This is a genomic window from Streptomyces sp. NPDC001222, assembly GCF_042896945.1.
Lineage (GTDB): Bacteria > Actinomycetota > Actinomycetes > Streptomycetales > Streptomycetaceae > Streptomyces > Streptomyces gibsoniae.
Genome location: NZ_JBIAXT010000024.1, coordinates 75,819 through 93,926, shown reverse-complemented (window position 1 = coordinate 93,926; position 18,108 = coordinate 75,819). Strand labels below are relative to the sequence as shown.

15 protein-coding genes and 3 pseudogenes are annotated in these 18,108 nt (G+C 72.3%); 11 read left to right on the top strand and 7 right to left on the bottom strand.

The window, feature by feature from the left end:
- Positions 1-143: 143 nt before the first annotated feature.
- Positions 144-668 carry a hypothetical protein gene (locus ACFY2Z_RS28185; RefSeq protein WP_390746891.1) on the top strand — a complete coding sequence of 175 codons (525 nt, stop codon included), beginning with the start codon at positions 144-146 and terminating at the stop codon, positions 666-668.
- Between the two features lie 75 nt (positions 669-743).
- Here the strand turns inward: ACFY2Z_RS28185 and ACFY2Z_RS28180 are convergent, their stop codons facing one another.
- On the bottom strand, positions 744-1,175 hold the full coding sequence (locus ACFY2Z_RS28180; protein WP_390746930.1) for a nuclear transport factor 2 family protein: 432 nt from the start codon (positions 1,173-1,175) through the stop codon (positions 744-746).
- A gap of 102 nt (positions 1,176-1,277) precedes the next feature.
- On the opposite strand from ACFY2Z_RS28180, the gene ACFY2Z_RS28175 reads away from it, so the two are divergent.
- The 5 genes from ACFY2Z_RS28175 to ACFY2Z_RS28155 all read left to right on the top strand — a co-directional run bounded on the left by ACFY2Z_RS28175 (position 1,278) and on the right by ACFY2Z_RS28155 (position 7,514).
- On the top strand, positions 1,278-1,829 hold the full coding sequence (locus tag ACFY2Z_RS28175; RefSeq protein WP_390746890.1) for a PadR family transcriptional regulator: 552 nt from the start codon (positions 1,278-1,280) through the stop codon (positions 1,827-1,829).
- Positions 1,830-1,928: 99 nt separating this feature from the next.
- Positions 1,929-2,549, top strand: a complete 621-nt coding sequence (locus ACFY2Z_RS28170) for a TetR family transcriptional regulator (RefSeq protein ID WP_390746889.1) — start codon at positions 1,929-1,931, stop codon at positions 2,547-2,549.
- A 153-nt stretch (positions 2,550-2,702) separates the two neighbouring features.
- Positions 2,703-4,982, top strand: a complete 2,280-nt coding sequence (locus tag ACFY2Z_RS28165; RefSeq protein ID WP_390746888.1) for a molybdopterin oxidoreductase family protein — start codon at positions 2,703-2,705, stop codon at positions 4,980-4,982.
- A gap of 46 nt (positions 4,983-5,028) precedes the next feature.
- Positions 5,029-6,426: an aldehyde dehydrogenase family protein gene (locus tag ACFY2Z_RS28160; protein ID WP_390746887.1), complete on the top strand. Its 1,398-nt coding sequence runs from the start codon at positions 5,029-5,031 to the stop codon at positions 6,424-6,426.
- Positions 6,427-6,431: 5 nt separating this feature from the next.
- The gene (locus ACFY2Z_RS28155) at positions 6,432-7,514 is read left to right on the top strand and encodes a Zn-dependent alcohol dehydrogenase (protein WP_390746886.1); all 1,083 of its coding nucleotides are present in this window, start codon (positions 6,432-6,434) and stop codon (positions 7,512-7,514) included.
- A gap of 59 nt (positions 7,515-7,573) precedes the next feature.
- Here the strand turns inward: ACFY2Z_RS28155 and ACFY2Z_RS28150 are convergent.
- The 3 genes and pseudogenes from ACFY2Z_RS28150 to ACFY2Z_RS28140 form a co-directional block, all read right to left on the bottom strand.
- Positions 7,574-8,570: pseudogene (locus tag ACFY2Z_RS28150) on the bottom strand (DMT family transporter).
- 154 nt (positions 8,571-8,724) lie between these two features.
- Complete coding sequence (locus ACFY2Z_RS28145) at positions 8,725-9,441, bottom strand: ArsR/SmtB family transcription factor (RefSeq protein ID WP_390746885.1); 717 nt, start codon at positions 9,439-9,441, stop codon at positions 8,725-8,727.
- A gap of 79 nt (positions 9,442-9,520) precedes the next feature.
- Entirely contained in the window at positions 9,521-10,162 is a 642-nt protein-coding gene (locus tag ACFY2Z_RS28140) for a TetR/AcrR family transcriptional regulator (RefSeq protein ID WP_390746884.1), read from the bottom strand.
- 118 nt (positions 10,163-10,280) lie between these two features.
- On the opposite strand from ACFY2Z_RS28140, the gene ACFY2Z_RS28135 reads away from it, so the two are divergent.
- The 3 genes and pseudogenes from ACFY2Z_RS28135 to ACFY2Z_RS28125 all read left to right on the top strand — a co-directional run bounded on the left by ACFY2Z_RS28135 (position 10,281) and on the right by ACFY2Z_RS28125 (position 12,464).
- Positions 10,281-11,432, top strand: coding sequence for an acyl-CoA dehydrogenase family protein (locus tag ACFY2Z_RS28135; protein WP_390746883.1), 1,152 nt, complete (start codon positions 10,281-10,283; stop codon positions 11,430-11,432).
- A gap of 84 nt (positions 11,433-11,516) precedes the next feature.
- Positions 11,517-11,733: pseudogene (locus ACFY2Z_RS28130) on the top strand (YiaA/YiaB family inner membrane protein).
- Positions 11,734-11,837: 104 nt separating this feature from the next.
- Positions 11,838-12,464, top strand: coding sequence for a TetR/AcrR family transcriptional regulator (locus ACFY2Z_RS28125; protein ID WP_390746882.1), 627 nt, complete (start codon positions 11,838-11,840; stop codon positions 12,462-12,464).
- A 13-nt stretch (positions 12,465-12,477) separates the two neighbouring features.
- On the opposite strand, the gene ACFY2Z_RS28120 is transcribed toward ACFY2Z_RS28125, so the two are convergent.
- On the bottom strand, positions 12,478-12,939 hold the full coding sequence (locus ACFY2Z_RS28120; RefSeq protein WP_355908894.1) for a MaoC family dehydratase: 462 nt from the start codon (positions 12,937-12,939) through the stop codon (positions 12,478-12,480).
- A 114-nt stretch (positions 12,940-13,053) separates the two neighbouring features.
- Between ACFY2Z_RS28120 and soxR the strand changes: the two genes are divergently transcribed.
- Complete coding sequence (gene soxR / locus ACFY2Z_RS28115) at positions 13,054-13,572, top strand: redox-sensitive transcriptional activator SoxR (protein ID WP_390746881.1); 519 nt, start codon at positions 13,054-13,056, stop codon at positions 13,570-13,572.
- Positions 13,573-13,591: 19 nt separating this feature from the next.
- On the opposite strand, the pseudogene ACFY2Z_RS28110 reads toward soxR, so the two are convergent.
- Together ACFY2Z_RS28110 and ACFY2Z_RS28105 are read right to left on the bottom strand one after the other, a co-directional pair.
- Positions 13,592-14,371, bottom strand: a pseudogene (locus ACFY2Z_RS28110) (RNA ligase (ATP)); the annotation flags it as partial.
- A 67-nt stretch (positions 14,372-14,438) separates the two neighbouring features.
- Complete coding sequence (locus ACFY2Z_RS28105; RefSeq protein ID WP_390746880.1) at positions 14,439-15,041, bottom strand: hypothetical protein; 603 nt, start codon at positions 15,039-15,041, stop codon at positions 14,439-14,441.
- Positions 15,042-15,303: 262 nt separating this feature from the next.
- Here ACFY2Z_RS28105 and ACFY2Z_RS28100 point away from each other — a divergent pair, with 262 nt between their 5' ends.
- Positions 15,304-18,105, top strand: coding sequence for a penicillin acylase family protein (locus tag ACFY2Z_RS28100; RefSeq protein ID WP_390746879.1), 2,802 nt, complete (start codon positions 15,304-15,306; stop codon positions 18,103-18,105).
- The last annotated feature ends 3 nt before the right edge of the window (positions 18,106-18,108 follow it).

The window sequence follows — 18,108 nt, the reverse complement described above, 5'->3', positions numbered from 1 at the left end:
TTCCTATGCATCACCGTAGGATTCGGGGGTCGGGTACGCAAGGGGGAGCGGGACGCGAGAGGGTCGCGCGGCACTTCCGGACGGCGCCGGAACCAGCCTCCAGGGGGATCCGGCCGCCACGGGACCGCCCTACGCTCGCCGGCATGGCGTTCAGGCGCGGACTGCTCGCCGCGCTCGCGGTGGGCGCCCTGATCGGCGGCCTTGCCGGCTGCGGCGCGGACGACGTCCACGAGGGGAAGGGCGGGGCGACGGCCTCGCCGGTGGGCACGGTGCTGCACGACACGGACGGGCAAGGGCGGCACTACCGTGATGTCGACCCGAAGGGCGCGCCCCGGGTGGCGGTCGAGGTCCGGCCGGACTCCGCGGACGGCTGGGACATACGGCTGACGGTCCGCCACTTCCGTTTCTCGGCCGCCGGGGTGAGCCCGGTGGCCGTCGCGGGTCGCGGAGTCGCCCGGCTCTCGCTGGACGGCCGCTCCCTGACCTGGCTGCGGGTCACCGCCTACCGGCTCCCCGCCGCCCTGGTCCCGCGCGGCACACATCACGTCACGGCCCGGCTCTATGCGGACGACCGGACCCTCTGGGCGGTGCACGGCAAGCCGGTGGAGAGCACGGCCGCCGTCACGTCCTCGGGGTCGGAGCGGGCGCCGGGGCCCGGGCGCCGGTAGGTCCGAAGGGTGTCGCGGCTTCCCGGAGTCGGCCGAGCCCCCTCTCGGGCCCCCGGCGACGGGCAGGGTGTGCGTCTACCGACCGGACGGCGCCGGCGCGAGGCCGTCCTCGACCAGGCCGGCAAGGACCGCCTCGCCGAGGGCGTGCACGGCGGACTGGGGGCGGACCATGACGGTGAACTCCTTGATCCGGCCGTCGTCGTCGAAGTGCAGCAGATCTATTCCGTGGATCTCCCTGCCACCCGCCGTGGCGCGGAAGAGCAGCACCTCCGACGGGGCGGACGTGCCGTCGGTGCTGGTCTGCGCGGCGCCGGTGTACCGGCCGACGTAACGGAAGTCCTTGAACGTGCGCAGCAGGACCCGGAAGAGGCCCAGCACCATCGGCTTGCCCTCGAAGGGGCCGAACTTGACGGGGCTGTAGAAGCGGATGTCCTCGGTGAACAGGTCGTCGAGGGCCGCGAGGTCCCGGTGGTCGATGGCGGCACGGAATCGGTCGGCGGCGTTCATGGCGCGCTCACCCTCCATAGTCATGGATGTGATTAGTCATTTTCATGACTATCATGGGTCGGCGTCCGGCGACAGAGGTGTGAGGGTGAGGGAGGCGATCCGATGGCGCTACGGCACGCCGTGCTGGCGGCGCTGCTCGACGGGGAGCTCAGCGGATACCAGCTGACCAAGGCGTTCGACCTCGGTGTGGCGAACTTCTGGCACGCCCAGCCGCAGCAGCTCTACGCCGAGCTGACCCGCCTGGAGAGGGACGGGCTCATCGCGGGCCGGGCGGTGGTCCAGGAGACCCGTCCCACCAAGCGGCTGTTCCAGGTGACCGCTGCGGGGCTCGCGGAGCTGGAGGAGTTCACGGCCGCATCCGCGAAGCCCTCCTTCGTCCGGGACGACCTGCTCGTCAAGGTCCAGGCCGCCGACCACGTCGACACCGAGACCCTGATCGCCCGGCTCACCGAGCGTGCCGCCTTCGCCCGGGCCAAGATCGACCTCTTCGGCAAGCTGCTCCGCAGTATGCGCGGTGAGAGCACGGAGGAGGAGTTCCTGCGCCACGGTCACCGCATCGGCCCCTACCTGACGTGCCTGCGCGGCCTGGCCTTCGAACAGGGCAACCGCGACTGGTGCGAGCGCATCATCACGGTCCTGCGGGAGAGGCGGTAGGTCCGGCCCGCCAAGGCCTTCCCGGCGTCCGATGAGTGCTGGTGCCATCCAACTCCGTACTCACGGGCGAGGTTCACCGGACCCCGGCGGAGAGGCATCATGAAGCCCGTGCCCCACGCGACATCGCTGCGCCGCGCGCCCGTTCAGCGCCGTAGCGCGGAACGACTGACCAGAATCCTCGACGCATGCGCCGACCTGCTCGACGAGGTCGGCTACGACGCCCTGAGCACCCGGGCCGTGGCCCTGCGCGCAGGCGTGCCCATCGGCTCCGTGTACCGCTTCTTCGGCAACAAGCGGGCGATGGTCGACGCCCTCGCCGAACGCAACCTGGAGCGCTACACCGAGCGCGTCACCCGCCGCCTCGCGGAGGTGGAGGGCGGCGGGGGCTGGCGCGCGGCCATGGACGCGGTGCTCGACGAGTACCTGGACATGAAACGCACGGCACCCGGCTTCTCCCTCGTCGACTTCGGCAACCAGATCCCGGTCGGCGCCCGCTACGCCGAGCCCAACCACCGGGTCGCCGACCGTCTTTCGGACCTGCTGTCGGCGTACATCGACCGCGAACCGGACGAGGACCTGCGGCGGATGTTCCTGGTCGCGGTGGAGACGGCCGACACTCTGGTCCATCTCGCCTTCCGGATGGACCCCGCGGGCGACGAGCGGATCATCGCCGAGGCGCGCACGCTCCTGCGGGCCTATCTGGAGCGGGCCCTCGACTGAGGAGCGGTACGACGGCCGGACAGGGCCACGCATGCCGATGAGTTCCGGGGACGTGCCGGAAGGGACGTGCACCGCGCCCCCTCCCCTCCGTCCATACCGGTCGGTATGCTCGGCCCGTCCGTGTGCCACCGCCGCCGCCCTCCGGGAGGACCCGTGCCCCGCACCGCTCTGCGTATCTGCCCCCTCTGCGAGGCCACCTGCGGGCTGACGCTCACCCTCGACGGCACCCGGGTCACCGGTGCCCGCGGCGACCGGGACGACGTGTTCAGCAAGGGCTTCATCTGCCCGAAAGGCGCCTCCTTCGGGGCCGCCGACGCCGATCCGGACCGGCTGCGTACGCCGCTCGTGCGCCGGGACGGCGTACTGCGCGAGGCCACCTGGGAGGAGGCGTTCGACGCCGTCGCCGCCGGGCTGCGGCCCGTCGTCGAGCAGTACGGGCCGCACGCCGTCGGCGTCGTCCTCGGCAACCCCAATGTGCACACCGTGGCCGGCGGCCTCTATCCGCCCCTGCTGCTCGCGGGTCTGCGCACCCACAGCTTCTTCTCGGCCTCCACCCTCGACCAGATGCCCAAGCACGTCTCCAGCGGACTGCTGTACGGCGACGCCGGCGCCATCCCCGTGCCCGACCTCGACCGCACCGAGCATCTGCTGCTCATCGGCGCCAACCCCCTGGAGTCCAACGGCAGTCTGTGCACCGCCCCCGACTTCCCCGGCCGGCTCAGGGCGCTCAAGGCCCGCGGCGGCACCCTCACCGTGATCGACCCGCGCCGCACCCGCACCGCCCGGCTCGCCGACCGCCATGTCGCCGTACGTCCGGGCACCGACGCCCTGCTGCTCGCGGCGATGACCCAGGTCCTCTTCGAGGAGGACCTCGTCGACCTCGGGCATCTCGCCCCGCATGTCCAGGGTGTCGAGGACGTGGCCGCCGCCGTCCGGGACTTCACACCCGAGGCCGTCGCAGCGGCGTGCGACGTCGAGGCCGACGTCGTCCGGGCCCTCGCCCGGGAACTGGCCGCCGCGCCCACCGCCGCCGTCTACGGCCGCATCGGCAGCTGCACCGTGCCGCACGGCACCCTCGCCAGCTGGCTGGTCGACGTGCTCAACATCCTCACGGGCAACCTGGACCGGCCGGGCGGCGCGCTCTTCCCGCTCTCGGCCACCGACAAGACCCCCCGCCCCGCCGGCCCCGGACGCGGCTTCGCGCTCGGCCGCTGGCACTCACGGGTGAGCGGGCACCCCGAGGCCAAGGGGGAACTGCCCATCTCCGCGCTGGCGGAGGAGATCGACACCGCCACCGACGAGGGCAGCCCGATCCGCGCCGTCATCGCCGTCGCGGCCAACCCCGTGCTCTCCGCACCGGACGGCGACCGCCTCGACAAGGCGCTCGGCACGCTCGACTTCATGGTCAGCGTCGATCCGTACCTCAACGAGACCTCGCGCCACGCGCATGTCGTGCTGCCGCCGCCCCCGCCCTCCCAGGCGCCGCACTTCGACTTCGCCTTCAACGCCCTCGCCGTACGCAACCAGGTCCGCTACACCCCCGCCGCCGTCCCCCCGGAGCCCGGCCGGATGCCGGAGACCGAGATCCTCGCCCGGCTGGTCCTCGCCGCCACGGGTATGCATGGTGCGGACCCCGCCGCCGTCGACACCATGGTCATCGACCAGACCCTCGGCAAGGCGGTCACCGAGGCCCACTCGCCCGTCCACGGCCGCGACCCGCGCGAACTGGCCGGGCAGCTCACCGGGGACAACGGCCCCGAGCGGCGACTGGACATGATGCTGCGCCTCGGCCCGTACGGCGACGGGTTCGGCGCCCGGCCCGACGGGCTCACCCTGGGGAAGCTGCTCGCCCGTCCGCACGGCATCGACCTCGGCCCGCTGACGTCCCGTCTACCGCAGCCGCTGAAGACCGTGAGCGGCAAGGTCGAACTGCTGCCGGGGCCGATCGCGGGCGACCTGCCGCGGCTGAGGCGGGCCCTGGGCGAGCGAGCCGCCGGGCTCGTGCTCGTCGGGCGGCGCCATCTGCGGTCCAACAACAGCTGGCTGCACAACGTGCCCGCGCTGACGGGCGGTTCCAACCGCTGCACCCTGCATGTCCACCCCGAGGACGCCGAGCGGCTCGGGCTCGTCGACGGTGCGCCGGTACGGGTCAGGGGCGCCGGGGGAGCGGTGACCGCGCCCGTCGAGATCACCGACACCGTCCGGCGCGGGGTCGTGAGCCTCCCGCACGGCTGGGGCCATGACCGGCCCGGCACCAGGATGAGCCACGCCGCCCTGGACCCGGGCGTCAACGTCAACCAGCTCCTCGACGGCAGCCTGCTCGACCCGCTGTCGGGCAACGCGGTGCTCAACGGCGTGCCCGTCGACCTCCTGCCGCTCGACAGGCCGGACCGATCGGCCACGTCGGCGAGGGACCTGGCGCCGCAAAACTAACATCGCTAGTTTAGGTGGTGTTCACGGCCCGCCCGGAAGGACGACGATGAAGGCACATGACGGCATGTACATCGACGGCGCCTGGCGCCCCGCCTTCGGCCGGGACACCATCGACGTCGTGAACCCGGCGGACGAGCAGGTCATCGGCCGGGTCCCGGCGGGCACCGCCGAGGACGTCGACGCCGCCGTACAGGCCGCGCGGGCCGCCCTCCCGGCGTGGGCCGCCACCCCGCCCGCCCGGCGGGCCGAGCGGCTCGGCGCCCTCCGGGACGTGCTCGCCGCCCGCCGGGAGGAGATCGCCGAGACCGTCACGGCGGAACTGGGGTCGCCCCCGGAGTTCTCCCGGAACGTCCAGGCGGGCCTGCCGATCGCGGTGGCGGGCACGTACGCCGAACTCGCCGCCGGCCATGCCTTCGAGGAGAAGGTCGGCAACTCCGTCGTGTACCACGAGCCGGTCGGTGTCGTGGGCGCCATCACCCCCTGGAACTACCCGCTCCACCAGATCGTCGCCAAGGTCGCCCCGGCGCTCGCCGCGGGCTGCACCGTCGTCCTCAAGCCCGCCGAGGACACCCCGCTGACCGCCCAGCTCTTCGCGGAGGCGGTGCACGAGGCGGGCGTACCGGCCGGGGTGTTCCAGCTCGTCACCGGGCTCGGCCCGGTCGCGGGCCAGGCGCTCGCCGGGCACGAGGGCGTCGACCTGGTCTCGTTCACCGGATCCACCGCGGTGGGCCGGCAGATCGGCGCGACCGCCGGCGCGGCCGTCAAGAAGGTCGCCCTGGAGCTGGGCGGCAAGTCGGCGAACGTCATCCTGCCGAGCGCGGACCTCGCCCGGGCGGTGAACGTCGGCGTCGCGAACGTGATGGCCAACTCCGGTCAGACGTGCAGCGCCTGGACCCGGATGCTGGTGCACCGGGACCGGTACGAGGAGGCGGTCTCACTGGCCGCCGCGGCCGCGGACAAGTACGGCGACCGCATCGGCCCCCTGGTCAGCGCCCGCCAGCAGGCTCGGGTGCGCGGTCACATCGACCAGGGCGTGGCCCAGGGCGCCCGGCTGGTGGCGGGCGGCCCGGACGCCCCGCGCGAACGCGGCTACTACGTCCGGCCCACCGTCTTCGCCGACGTCACCCCGGAGATGACGATCGCCCAGGAGGAGATCTTCGGCCCGGTGCTGTCGATCCTGCGTTACGAGGACGAGGCGGACGCGCTGCGGATCGCCAACGGCACGGTCTACGGACTCGCCGGCGCCGTCTGGGCGGGTGACGACGCGGAGGCGGCCGCGTTCGCACGCGGGCTGGAGACCGGTCAGGTCGACATCAACGGCGGCCGCTTCAACCCCCGGGCCCCCTTCGGCGGTTACAAGCAGTCGGGGGTGGGCCGTGAGCTGGGTGTGCACGGACTCGCCGAGTATCTCCAGACCAAGTCACTGCAGTTCAAGGAAGGCTGAGCGAGATGGTCCGTGCCGCTGTCCTGCCCGCCGTCGGCGCCCCGCTGGAGGTCACCGGCATCGAGCTGCCGGAACCGGGCCCCGGCCGGGTCCGCGTCCGGCTGGCCGCCGCCGGGGTGTGCCACTCCGACCTGTCCCTGGCCAACGGCACCATGCGGGTGCCGGTGCCCGCGGTCCTCGGCCATGAGGGCGCGGGGACGGTGGTGTCCGTGGGAGAGGGCGTCACCCATGTCGCGCCGGGCGACGGGGTCGTCCTCAACTGGGCGCCATCCTGCGGCGGTTGCCACGCCTGCGCGCGTGGCGAGGTGTGGCTGTGCGCGAACGCGCTGAACGGCTCGGGGGACGTCCATGCCCGGCGCGCGGACGACGGGAGCGATCTGTACCCCGGCCTCAACGTGGCCGCGTTCGCCGAGGAGACGGTGGTGGCGGCCTCCTGTGTGCTGCCGGCGCCGGACGGGGTGCCGCTCACCGACGCGGCCCTGCTCGGCTGCGCCGTCCTCACCGGCTACGGCGCCGTGCACCATGCGGCCCGGGTGCGGCCGGGGGAGACGGTGGCCGTGTTCGGCGTCGGCGGGGTGGGCCTCGCGGCCGTGCAGGCGGCCCGGATCGCGGGCGCCGAGCGGATCGTCGCGGTCGACGTGTCCCCCGCCAAGGAGGAGCTGGCCCGGATCGCGGGCGCCACCGACTATCTGCTCGCCTCCGACACGACCCCGCGTGAGATCCGCGGGCTCACGGACAAGCAGGGCGTCGACGTGGCGGTGGAGTGTGTGGGCCGCGCGGCCACCATCCGCGCGGCCTGGGACGCCACGCGCCGCGGCGGCCGTACGACGGTCGTGGGTATCGGTGGCAAGGACCAGCAGGTCACCTTCAACGCCCTGGAGATCTTCCACTGGGGCCGCACCCTGGCGGGCTGCGTCTACGGCGACTCGAACCCGGCCGAGGACCTGCCGGTCCTGGCGGGGCATGTGCTCGCGGGCCGCCTCGACCTGGGGGCGCTGGTGACGGAACGCATCGCTCTGGAGGGGATCCCGGGCGCGTTCGAGAACATGCTGGCGGGCAGGGGAGGCCGGGCGCTGGTGGTGTTCTAGGGCCCGTCGTCAAACGCGCGTCGCCGCGCGGAGGGCGGCCCTGCGTCGTCAGGTGCGTCCTAGGACTCGGCGGCCGGCAACCGGTCGGGCGTGGCGTGCGGATCGTCCGGCATGGGGTGCGGACTGCCGGGCACGGTGCGCGGACCCTCGGGCGCGGGGCTCGGGTTTGGGATCGGGGCCGGACGACGGGGGCGCGACCGGGACACCGCCACGCCCGCCAGACAGAGCACGCCGCCCCCGAGCGTCAGCACGCCCGGCACCTCGCCGAGGATCAGCCAGGACATCAGGACGACCAGCGCGGGCACCGCGTAGGTCGTCGCGCCCATGCGGCTGGCCGTCGTACGGGCCAGGGCGTACGCCCAGGTCGTGAAGGCCAGCGCGGTCGGGAAGACGCCCAGGTACACCACGTTGAGCGTCGCGGACAGGGGCGCGTCGGCCGCGTCGTGGACCAGTTGCCCGGCGAACGGCAGACACCCGATCGCGCCGACGAGACAGCCGAACGTCGTCACCTGAAGCGGACTGGCCGACCCCAGCGCCGGCTTCTGCGCGACGACCCCGGCGGCGTACGCCACCGCGGCGAGCAGACAGAGCACCACCCCGAGCACCGAGGAACCGCCGTCCCTCGACATCGACAGCCCCACGGTCACGGCACCGGCGAAGGACACCGCCATCCCCGCGAGCAGCCGCGGCGGCATCGGATCATCGAGCAGCCGTGCGCCGAGCAGGGCGATCAGCAGGGGGCCGACGTTGACCACCAGGGCCGCCGTGCCCGCGTCGACCTGCTGCTCGCCCCAGTTGAGGGCGACCATGTAGAAGCCGAACCACAGCACCCCGGACAGCGCGATCCCGCGCCACGCGGCCCGCGGCGGGGGGGCCCTCCCGGCGTATCAGACAGAGCACCCCGAGCGTCAGGGCGCCGGCCAGCAGCCGCCCGAGCGCCAGCGCACCCGGTGCGTACGCGGCACCCGCACTGCGGACGGAGACGAAGGCGGAGGCCCACAGCAGCACGGTGACCGTGGCCGCGCCCGCGGCCAGCCGGGAGGGGGAGATGCTCATCATGCTCCAGAGGCTAGGAGGGGCGGAGAGGGGAACGCTCGCGGTTTTCGGACAGGACGTCCGCGCTCACCGCGACGCCGGGGACATGGACGCTCACCGCGACGCCGGGGACATGGACGCTCACCGCGGTGCCGGGGACGCGGATGTGGATGGCTCACCGCAGCGCCGCCGCCTCGATGCCCAGCAGTGCGGACAGCGCCTGTTCGCCCTTCGCCGTGACCCTGACGGCTCGCTCGGAGCCGATGCGCACGCACCAGCCCGCGTCCAGGGCGTGCCGGCACAGGGCCGCGCCCGCCACCCCCGCGAGATGGGGGCGGCGCTCGGTCCGGTCGAGACAGGCGCGGACCAGCGGACGGCGGCCCGTGCGGTCGAGGCCGATGCCGGCGGTGTCGAACCACCTCAGCCCCGCGCCCGTGAGCGCGAACCCCGTGTCCTGGCACAGCAGCCCGCGCGCGGTGAACGCGTCGGCGACCGCGATGGCGAGCCGGCCGGCCGGATGGTCGTAGCAGGTGCGGCCACGGGCCATCGCGGCTGCGGCGCCCGACGCGCGCAGGGTGCGCGGGCGCGCGGCCCGGACAGTCGGCTCGACGTGCGCGGCCAGCTCCTCGACCAACTGGGCGACCCGCGGTCCGGCCAGCCGCACATACCGGTGCCGCCCCTGCCGCTCCTCGGTCAGCAGCCCGCCCGCGACGAGCCTGCCGAGGTGTTCGCTCAGCGTGGACGCCGCGACGCCCGCGTGCCGTGCCAGCTCCGAGGCGGTCCAGGCCCGCCCGTCGAGCAGGGCCAGCAGGCAGGCGGCCCGTGTCTCGTCGGCGATGAGCCCGGCGAGCGCCGCGAGCCCGGCCGCTCCCGCATCCTTTCGGCCCGTCATGTGCCCAGCATGCGGTACGAACACTTCGGCGCCCGCCGAAGTGTGCCGGGCGCCCCTTCCCTCCGAGGGCCGGGCTCTCCTACGCGGTCCGTCGGATCTGCCGGTATTGCTGCTCCAGCCCGTCCAGCAGGGCCGTGAGCCCGGTCTCGAAGGCCCTCTCGTCGATCTTCTCCTGTTGCTCGGCGAGACGGTGGGCCTGGCCGAGGTGCGGGTAGTCGGCCGGGTCGTAGGCCGTCGCGTCGTCCACGAAGCCGCCCGCGAACGAGCCGAGCGCCGAGCCCATCACGAAGTAGCGCATCAGCGCACCGATGGACGTGGCCTGCGCGGGCGGCCAGCCCGCGTCCACCATCGCGCCGTAGACGGCGTCCGCGAGGCGCAGTGCGGCCGGGCGGCGGCCGGGGCCGCGCGCCAGGACCGGCACGATGTTCGGGTGGGCGCGCAGGGCCGCCCGGTAGGAGACCGCCCAGTCGTGCAGTGCCCTCCGCCAGGGCCGCCCGTCCTCGAACATCGACAGGTCGACCTGTGCGCTCACCGAGTCCGCCACCGCCTCCAGGATCTGGTCCTTGGTGCGGAAGTGGTTGTAGAGGGAGGGGCCGCTCACCCCGAGTTCCGCGGCGAGACGGCGCGTGGAGACGGCAGCGAGACCCTCCGCGTCCACCAGCGCCCGCGCCGTGTCGACGATGCGGTCGGTGCTCAGGAGGGGCTTGCGCGGTCGGGCCATGGCGCACATAGTAGGGCTGTGCCCGAAAACTAGCAGTGCTAATTTAAAGGTGCGGATCGCAAAGACCATCCGGGATCTCCTCCCGCCCTTCCCGGACCTTCCCTTGGGGTGACGCGTCGTGAATCTGGAGCTGAGCGAGGAGCAGACCGCCGTGCGGCGGCTGGCCGAGGACTTCGTGGCCCGTGAGGTCGCCCCGCATGTCATCGCCTGGGACCGGGCCGAGGAGGTCGACCGGGGCATCGTCAAGAAGCTGGGCGAGGTCGGCTTCCTCGGGCTCACCGTCGACGAGGAGTACGGCGGCTCGGGCGGCGACCACCTCGCGTACTGCCTGGTGACCGAGGAACTGGGCCGGGGCGACTCCTCCGTGCGCGGGATCGTCTCGGTTTCCCTCGGGCTGGTCGCCAAGACCATCGCCGCCTGGGGAAGCGAGGAGCAGAAGCGGCGCTGGCTGCCGGGACTCACCTCCGGCGCGTACGTCGGCTGCTTCGGCCTCACCGAGCCGGGCACCGGCTCCGACGCGGGCAACCTCACCACGAGGGCGGTCCGCGACGGCGGGGACTACGTCGTCAACGGCACCAAGATGTTCATCACCAACGGCACCTGGGCCGATGTGGTGCTGCTCTTCGCCCGCTCCACGGACGCCCCGGGACACCGCGGTGTCTCCGCCTTCCTGGTGCCGACCGACACCCCCGGCCTCACCCGCCGCACGGTCCACGGCAAGCTCGGCCTGCGCGGCCAGGCCACCGCCGAGCTGGTCTTCGAGGACGTTCGGGTGCCGGCCTCCGCGCTGCTGGGACCCGAGGGCAAGGGCTTCACCATCGCCATGTCCGCGCTCGCCAAGGGGCGTATGTCGGTCGCCGCGGGCTGTGTCGGCATCGCCAGGGCCGCCCTGGACGCGGCCGTCCGGTACGCGGGCGAGCGTGAGCAGTTCGGCCGCTCCATAGCCCACCACCAGCTGGTCCAGGAACTCCTCAGCGACATCGCCGTCGACGTGGACGCGGCACGGCTGCTGACCTGGCGGGTCGCCGATCTGATCGACCGCGGGCTGCCCTTCGCGGTCGAGTCGTCCAAGGCCAAGCTCTTCGCCTCCGAGGCGGCCGTGCGGGCCGCGAACAACGCCCTCCAGGTCTTCGGCGGCTACGGCTACATCGACGAGTACCCGGCGGGCAAACTCCTGCGCGACGCCCGGGTGATGACCCTCTACGAAGGCACGAGCCAGATCCAGAAGCTGGTCATCGGGCGCGCGCTGACGGGGGTCTCGGCGTTCTGACGCAGGCCGGGGACGGCGTTCTGAGTACCTCTTTGAGTACGTGTGCGCAGATGGCCGGAGCCGTGTCGCCCGAGCCTGGCGCCCATGAGTGAGAACCCGGTCGGACAGCAGAGCACGGCCGCCTTCCACGTCCAGGCCGTCGCGTCCTTCGCCGTGGCCCTGGTGGGCCACGGCCGTGGGGATCGTCCGGTTGCAGGCCGACGCCCGGGTCCGCGCCTTTCTCGGGATCGCCGTCCTCTACCTCGTGACCTCCGCCTTCACCCTGGCCAAGGTGATCAGGGACCGGCAGGACGCCGGATAAGCCCCGTCGCGGCTCGTTCCCCCGCCGCTGAGCGGGCAGGCTAAGCGCTCGCTCACCTTCGGCGGTATGGTGAGGGTCCGGTCGGCGAGAGGGGCGAGAGAGCGATGGCTACGGCGGAGGAGACAGGCGGCGCCGAGGCGCAGCCGTGGGCCGAGGTCACCCCGGACGCGGCCCGGCGGCTGCTCATGGCCGCCGTGGAGGCCTTCGCCGAGCGCGGCTACCACGCGACCACGACCCGCGACATCGCGGGCCGCGCCGGCATGAGCCCGGCCGCGCTCTACATCCACTACAAGACCAAGGAAGAGCTCCTCCACCGCATCAGCCGGATCGGGCACGAGAAGGCCCTGGAGATCCTGCGGACGGCGGCCCGGCGCGAGGGCACCGCGACCGAGCGGCTCGCCGACGCCGTCAGCTCCTTCGTCCGCTGGCACGCCGGGGGGCGCACCGTCGCCCGGGTCGTGCAGTACGAGCTGGACTCGCTCGGCCCGGACGCCCGCGCCGAGATCATCGCCCTGCGCCGCAAGGTCGACGCGGAGGTGCGCGGGATCATCGAGGACGGGGTGGCCACCGGCGAGTTCGAGGTGCCGGACGTGCGCGGCACGACGCTGGCCGTACTGTCCCTGTGCATCGACGTGGCCCGCTGGTTCAGCCTCGACGGCCCCCGCACCCCCGACGAGGTCGGCGCGCTCTACGCCGACCTCGTCCTGCGGATGGTCGGGGCGGGGAAGTGACCGCCCCGACCGCTCAGAGGTAGTACCGCGAGACCGACTCGGCCACGCACACCGGCTTGTCGCCGCCCTCGCGCTCCACGGTGAAGGCGACGGCCACCTGCACGCCGCCCGGCACGTCCTCCACGCCGGTGATCGTCGCGGTGGCGCGCAGCCGGGAACCGACCGGTACGGGCGCGGGGAAACGGACCTTGTTCGTCCCGTAGTTGACGCCCATCCGCACGCCCTCGACCGCGATCAGCTGCGGCCCGAACAGGGGGAGCAGCGACAGCGTGAGATAGCCGTGGGCGATGGTCGTGCCGAAGGGGCCCGAGGCCGCCTTCTCGGGGTCGACATGGATCCACTGGTGGTCGCCCGTGGCCTCCGCAAACAGATCGATCCGCTTCTGGTCGATCTCCAGCCAGTCGGTGTGTCCCAGCTGCTCGCCCACCGCCGCCTTCAGTGCGTCGGCGGACGTGAAGGTCCTCGGCTCTGCCATGTTCCCGGCCTCTCGCGTGATGACGTCAGCATGTCTAAGCAACTGCTTAGTCTGACCATGTGCGGGGCCCCTGTCAACGGACCCGGCCCGGGAGCGACGAGTAGGCTCTGACGGGTGCCCCAGATACCGGAGAAGATCCATGAGCTGACCGTCGGTCAACTGTCCGCCCGCAGCGGCGCCGCCGTCTCCGCCCTGCACTTCTACGAGTCCAAGGGCCTGATCAGCAGCCGCCGCACCCCAGGGAACCAGCGCCGCTATCACCGCGACACCCTGCGCCGCGTCGCCTTCGTACGCGCCGCACAGCGTGTCGGCATCCCGCTCGCCACCATCGGCGAGGCGCTCTCCGCCCTGCCCGAGCAGCGCACCCCGACCCGGCAGGACTGGGCCCGGCTGTCCGAGGCGTGGCGCTCCGAGCTCGACGAGCGCATCAGCCAGCTCGGCCGGCTGCGCGACCACCTCACGGACTGCATCGGCTGTGGCTGTCTGTCGCTGGAGACCTGTGTGCTGTCCAATCCGGACGACGTCCTCGGCGAACGGCGGTCGGGCTCGCGGCTGATGGTGGAACCCGGGTCCGGAGCACGCGCGCGGACCCGGGCACCGGAGCAGCGGGAGCCGGCCGGGGACTGCTGCTGAGCGGCCCCCGGCCCGCCCCTCACTCGTACTCCGTGCCGCCCTTGCGTGTCAGATAGGCCGGGCTGACCGCCTTCGCGATCGCCCGTCCCCCGGTCGCCGGGCTGTACCGCTCGGCGACCGGCCGGATCACCACGCCCTCCCGCGGATGCAGCTCCCGCCCTGAGACGGACTCCCGTCCCGTGGCGTACTCCAGCACCCGAGCGATGTCGTTCGGTCCCTCGAACAGCCGTGGTACCAGAGGGAGTTCGCCGTCGAGCGGCTCCGCGGCGTCCAGCCAGCGCCGGGTCCCGTCGATCTCCGCGGACACGTCGAACACGGCGTACCCGAGGGTGTCGCGGCGGGCGTCGGCGCCGTACGTCAGATCCTGCACGCCCGCGCCGTACACCTCGCCGAAGATCCCCACCCGGCGCGCGCCGAGCCGTTCGGCGAGCCGGGCGGCGGCCTCGGGGACACCGTGGCCGCGCACCGCCCGCCAGTACAGGTTGCGCGGGTCCTCCCGCAGCGCCAGGGACTTGGCGCCGAAGCCCTTCGAGGAGACGTACACCCGGTCCTCGTCCACGGCGTACGTCAGCAGGCACGCCGAACCGTGCAGCTTCTCCGTCAGGACGACGGGCTCCCCGGGCTCGAAGACGTCCGGATATCGCTGGATGTTCTCGATGTCGACCCAGGGCAGCAGGTCGGGCGCGGACTCCACCTCACCGCTCATGGTGGGCGGGATCGGCGGCACCCACTTGGTGATGCCCAGCACCTCCGCGAAGTCCGTGCCCTCCGCCGCGGCCCGCGCGAGGTCGACTTCTACGGCCGCTGCGTGTCGCGACAGGGGGTGCGGCATCCCCGGCGCACCCCCGCGCCCTCGGGCGCTGTTGTCACGCCGTCACCAGCAGCCGGGTGCGCCGGGCCCCCGCCAGCGCCGCCGGCGTCAGCACGGGTGACGGGACCACGATGCCGCAGTCCGTGCAGACCGGACCCGAGGACGGCTCGTGGGCCAGGTCGTAGCGCCATATCAGGCGCTCTCCGGCGCACACCGGGCAGGACGCGCCCGGCTCGCGCTCCAGTGCGGCGATGAGCCGGCGCAGCACCTCGGCCAGCGGTTCACGGGGGTGGATCCGCGGGTCGTCGCACCAGGCCACGCCGAAACCGCCCCAGGTCAGCCGGTGCCAGTCGTCGACACTGCCCGGACGGCGCAGTCCGTCGTGCTTCTCCTTCCTGCGGCGCTCGGTGAACTCGGCCTCGTAGGCGAGCCAGACGGAACGGGCCTCCTCCAGCTCCTCCAGTGCGGCCACGAGCCGCGCCGGGTCGGGGGAGCGGTCCTCGGGACCGAACCCGGCCCGGGAGCACAGGTGGTCCCAGGTCGCCCGATGCCCGTAAGGGGCGAACTTCTCCAGGCACTTGCGCAGCGAGTAGCGCCGTAGCGCCAGATCACACCTCGGATCTCGTGCCTGTCTCGCCAGACTCCGGAAACCGGCCATCGCCCTGCACCTCCGTCACACCTGCAGCTGTACTTCGGTCACCTCGGCGTCGTCGTACGGACGTCGCCGAATAGACGTATCGACAAGCGATTCGGCTCCATCCTTTTTCGATGACCTCCCCAAGCCGACTCCCGAACGGTTGAAAGTTGACGCGTGTTCATCTTCAATCGCGGGGATACCGGCGGTAACGTCCGGCCGCCCCCAATCCCGAGCTCTCGGCTCCGCCGGAGCGAAGGGACCCCCACCGTTGGGAGGAGCTGCTATGCCACAGCGCGCCCCACGCAACGTCCTCGACAGACTGAGAACTCCCCGCAGATTCCCGAAGTTCCTCAGAGCCGCCGCGATATGCATCGTCGTAGGCGGTCTTTTGTCGCCAATCTCCGCGACCGCGGCCTCCGGCACCGCGACCGCCGCGGACGCCACGGCCGCCAACGACTACTGCGGCGGCCAGTGTTCGGACATCCTTCCGCCGGGCGAGAACGGCAACGCCACCCTCGCCCAGATCCTGCTCAACCAGGCCTTCGGCACTCAGCCCAGCCACGCCGAGGACCAGCTCGGCCCGTACGCCAACCTGGCCAAGGGCTACTCCGGGCTCACCGACGCCAAGATCAACACCTTCTTCAACGACGCGTCGTTCGGCGTGCCGTCCGATCAAGTCGCCTCCACCGAGAAGCCCGCGGGCCGCGGCGACGTGACGATCGTCCGCGACAAGAAGACGGGCGTCCCGCACATCACCGGTACCACTCGATACGGCACCGAGTTCGGAGCCGGGTATGCGGCGGCCGAGGACCGGCTGTGGCTCATGGACGTCTTCCGGCACGTCGGACGCGGCCAGCTGACCTCCTTCGCGGGCGGTGCGGCCTCCAACCAGGGCCTTGAACAGCAGTTCTGGCGCAACGCGCCCTACAGCGAGGCCGACCTCCAGGGCCAGATCGACCGCGCGGTGGCAGCCGCCGGTGACCGCGGCAAGCAGGCTCTCGACGACGTCAACGCCTACCTCGCCGGGATCAACTCCTACATCGACGCCTCCGACAGCGGCCGCTACTTCCCCGGCGAGTACGTCCTGACCGGCCACAAGGACTCCATCACCAACGCCGGCACCATAGAGCACTTCAAGGTGACCGACCTGGTCGCGCTGGCCTCCGTCATCGGCGCGCTGTTCGGCTCCGGCGGCGGCGGCGAGGTCGACAACGCCGTCTCCCTGCTCGCCGCCCAGTCCAAGTACGGGGTGGCGGAGGGCACCAAGGTCTGGGAGTCCTTCCGCGAGCGCAACGACCCCGAGGCAGTCCTCACCGTCCACGACGGTGAGAGCTTCCCCTACGCCACCAAGCCCGACAACCCGCAGGGCGAGGCGCTGCCCGACGCCGGTTCGGTGACCCAGGAGCCCCTCGTCTACGACCGCACCGGCAGCGCGGCCACCTCGAGCGCCACCCGCGTCTCGAAGACCGCGGCGGCCACGGCTCTGACCTCCGCCCGGCGCGGCATGTCCAACGCCCTGGTGGTCAGCGGCAAGTACACCGCGAGCGGCCACCCCGTCGCCGTCTTCGGGCCGCAGACCGGCTACTTCGCGCCCCAGCTGCTGATGCTCCAGGAGATCCAGGGGCCGGGCATCAGCGCCCGCGGCGCCTCCTTCGCGGGCCTGAGCATGTACGTCGAACTGGGCCGCGGCCAGGACTACTCGTGGAGCGCCACGACCTCCGGCCAGGACATCATCGACACCTACGCCGTCGAACTGTGCCAGGACGACCACCACTACCTGTACCACGGCACCTGCACCGCCATGGACGAGATCGAGCAGAAGAACGCCTGGAACCCGACCGTCGCCGACGGAACCGCGGCCGGCTCCTACACCATGCGGGTCTGGCGGACGAAGTACGGTCCCGTCCAGTACCGCGCGACCGTCGGCGGCAAGAAGGTCGCCTACACCACCCTGCGCTCGTCCTATCTGCACGAGGCCGACTCGATCGTCGGCTTCCAGATGCTGAACGACCCGGACTTCGTCAAGGGCCCGCAGGACTTCCAGAAGGCCGTGCAGCACATCAACTACACGTTCAACTGGTTCTACGCCGACTCCCAGCACACCGCGTACTACAACAGCGGTGACAACCCGGTGCGCGCGAGCGGCGTCGACGCCGAGTTCCCGACCTGGGCGCAGGCGGCCTACGAGTGGCGGGGCTGGGACCCGGCGACGAACACGGCGGACTACACACCGCCCTCCCAGCACCCCAACTCCGTCGACCAGGACTACTACGTCTCCTGGAACAACAAGCAGGCCGCTGACTACACGGCCGCTCCCTGGGGCGAGGGATCGGTCCACCGCGGCAATCTGCTCGAGGACCGGGTGAAGAAGCTGGTGGCGGCCGGCGGGGTGACCCGCTCCTCGCTGACCAAGGCGATGGCGGACGCGGCGCTCGCCGATCTGCGGGCCGAGGACGTGCTGCCGAAGCTGCTGAAGGTCGTCGACAGCTCGACGGTGACCGACTCCACGGCCGCAGCCGCGGTGCACACCCTGCAGACCTGGGTGTCGGCCGGCGCCAAGCGCACGGAGACCTCTGCGGGTTCGAAGACCTACGCCAACGCCGACGCGATCCGCATCCTGGACGCCTGGTGGCCGCTGCTGGTGAAGGCCGAGTTCGAGCCGGGTCTGGGCAGCGACCTGTACGCCGCGTTCGGTGCCGACCTGCCGATCGACGAGTCCCCGTCGGCCGCGCACGGCCCGACCGGCGCGCACGCCGGAAGCTCCTTCCAGTACGGCTGGTGGAGCTATGTCGACAAGGACATCCGGACGGTGCTGGGGGAGCAGGTCCAGGGCCCGCTGGCGCGGACGTACTGCGGCGGCGGCAGCCTGAGCGCCTGCCGGGACATCCTGATCGGCAGCCTCAAGCAGGCCGCCGGCATGACAGCGTCCCAGGTGTACCCCGGCGACGACCAGTGCTCGGCGGGTGACCAGTGGTGTGCCGACTCGATCGTCCAGCGCACCCTGGGCGGCATCAAGCACGGCAAGATCAGCTGGCAGAACCGGCCGACGTACCAGCAGGTGGTGGAGTACACCTCGCACCGGTAGGCC

Coding starts and splice junctions, on each gene's coding strand:
- ACFY2Z_RS28155 (WP_390746886.1), top strand. CDS start 6,432: ATGGTCCGTGCCGCTGTCCTGCCCGCCGTCGGCGCCCCGCTGGAGGTC.
- ACFY2Z_RS28175 (WP_390746890.1), top strand. CDS start 1,278: ATGGCGCTACGGCACGCCGTGCTGGCGGCGCTGCTCGACGGGGAGCTC.
- ACFY2Z_RS28160 (WP_390746887.1), top strand. CDS start 5,029: ATGAAGGCACATGACGGCATGTACATCGACGGCGCCTGGCGCCCCGCC.
- ACFY2Z_RS28180 (WP_390746930.1), bottom strand. CDS start 1,175: ATGAACGCCGCCGACCGATTCCGTGCCGCCATCGACCACCGGGACCTC.
- ACFY2Z_RS28145 (WP_390746885.1), bottom strand. CDS start 9,441: ATGACGGGCCGAAAGGATGCGGGAGCGGCCGGGCTCGCGGCGCTCGCC.
- ACFY2Z_RS28100 (WP_390746879.1), top strand. CDS start 15,304: ATGCCACAGCGCGCCCCACGCAACGTCCTCGACAGACTGAGAACTCCC.
- ACFY2Z_RS28185 (WP_390746891.1), top strand. CDS start 144: ATGGCGTTCAGGCGCGGACTGCTCGCCGCGCTCGCGGTGGGCGCCCTG.
- ACFY2Z_RS28105 (WP_390746880.1), bottom strand. CDS start 15,041: ATGGCCGGTTTCCGGAGTCTGGCGAGACAGGCACGAGATCCGAGGTGT.
- ACFY2Z_RS28125 (WP_390746882.1), top strand. CDS start 11,838: ATGGCTACGGCGGAGGAGACAGGCGGCGCCGAGGCGCAGCCGTGGGCC.
- ACFY2Z_RS28170 (WP_390746889.1), top strand. CDS start 1,929: ATGAAGCCCGTGCCCCACGCGACATCGCTGCGCCGCGCGCCCGTTCAG.
- ACFY2Z_RS28120 (WP_355908894.1), bottom strand. CDS start 12,939: ATGGCAGAGCCGAGGACCTTCACGTCCGCCGACGCACTGAAGGCGGCG.
- ACFY2Z_RS28140 (WP_390746884.1), bottom strand. CDS start 10,162: ATGGCCCGACCGCGCAAGCCCCTCCTGAGCACCGACCGCATCGTCGAC.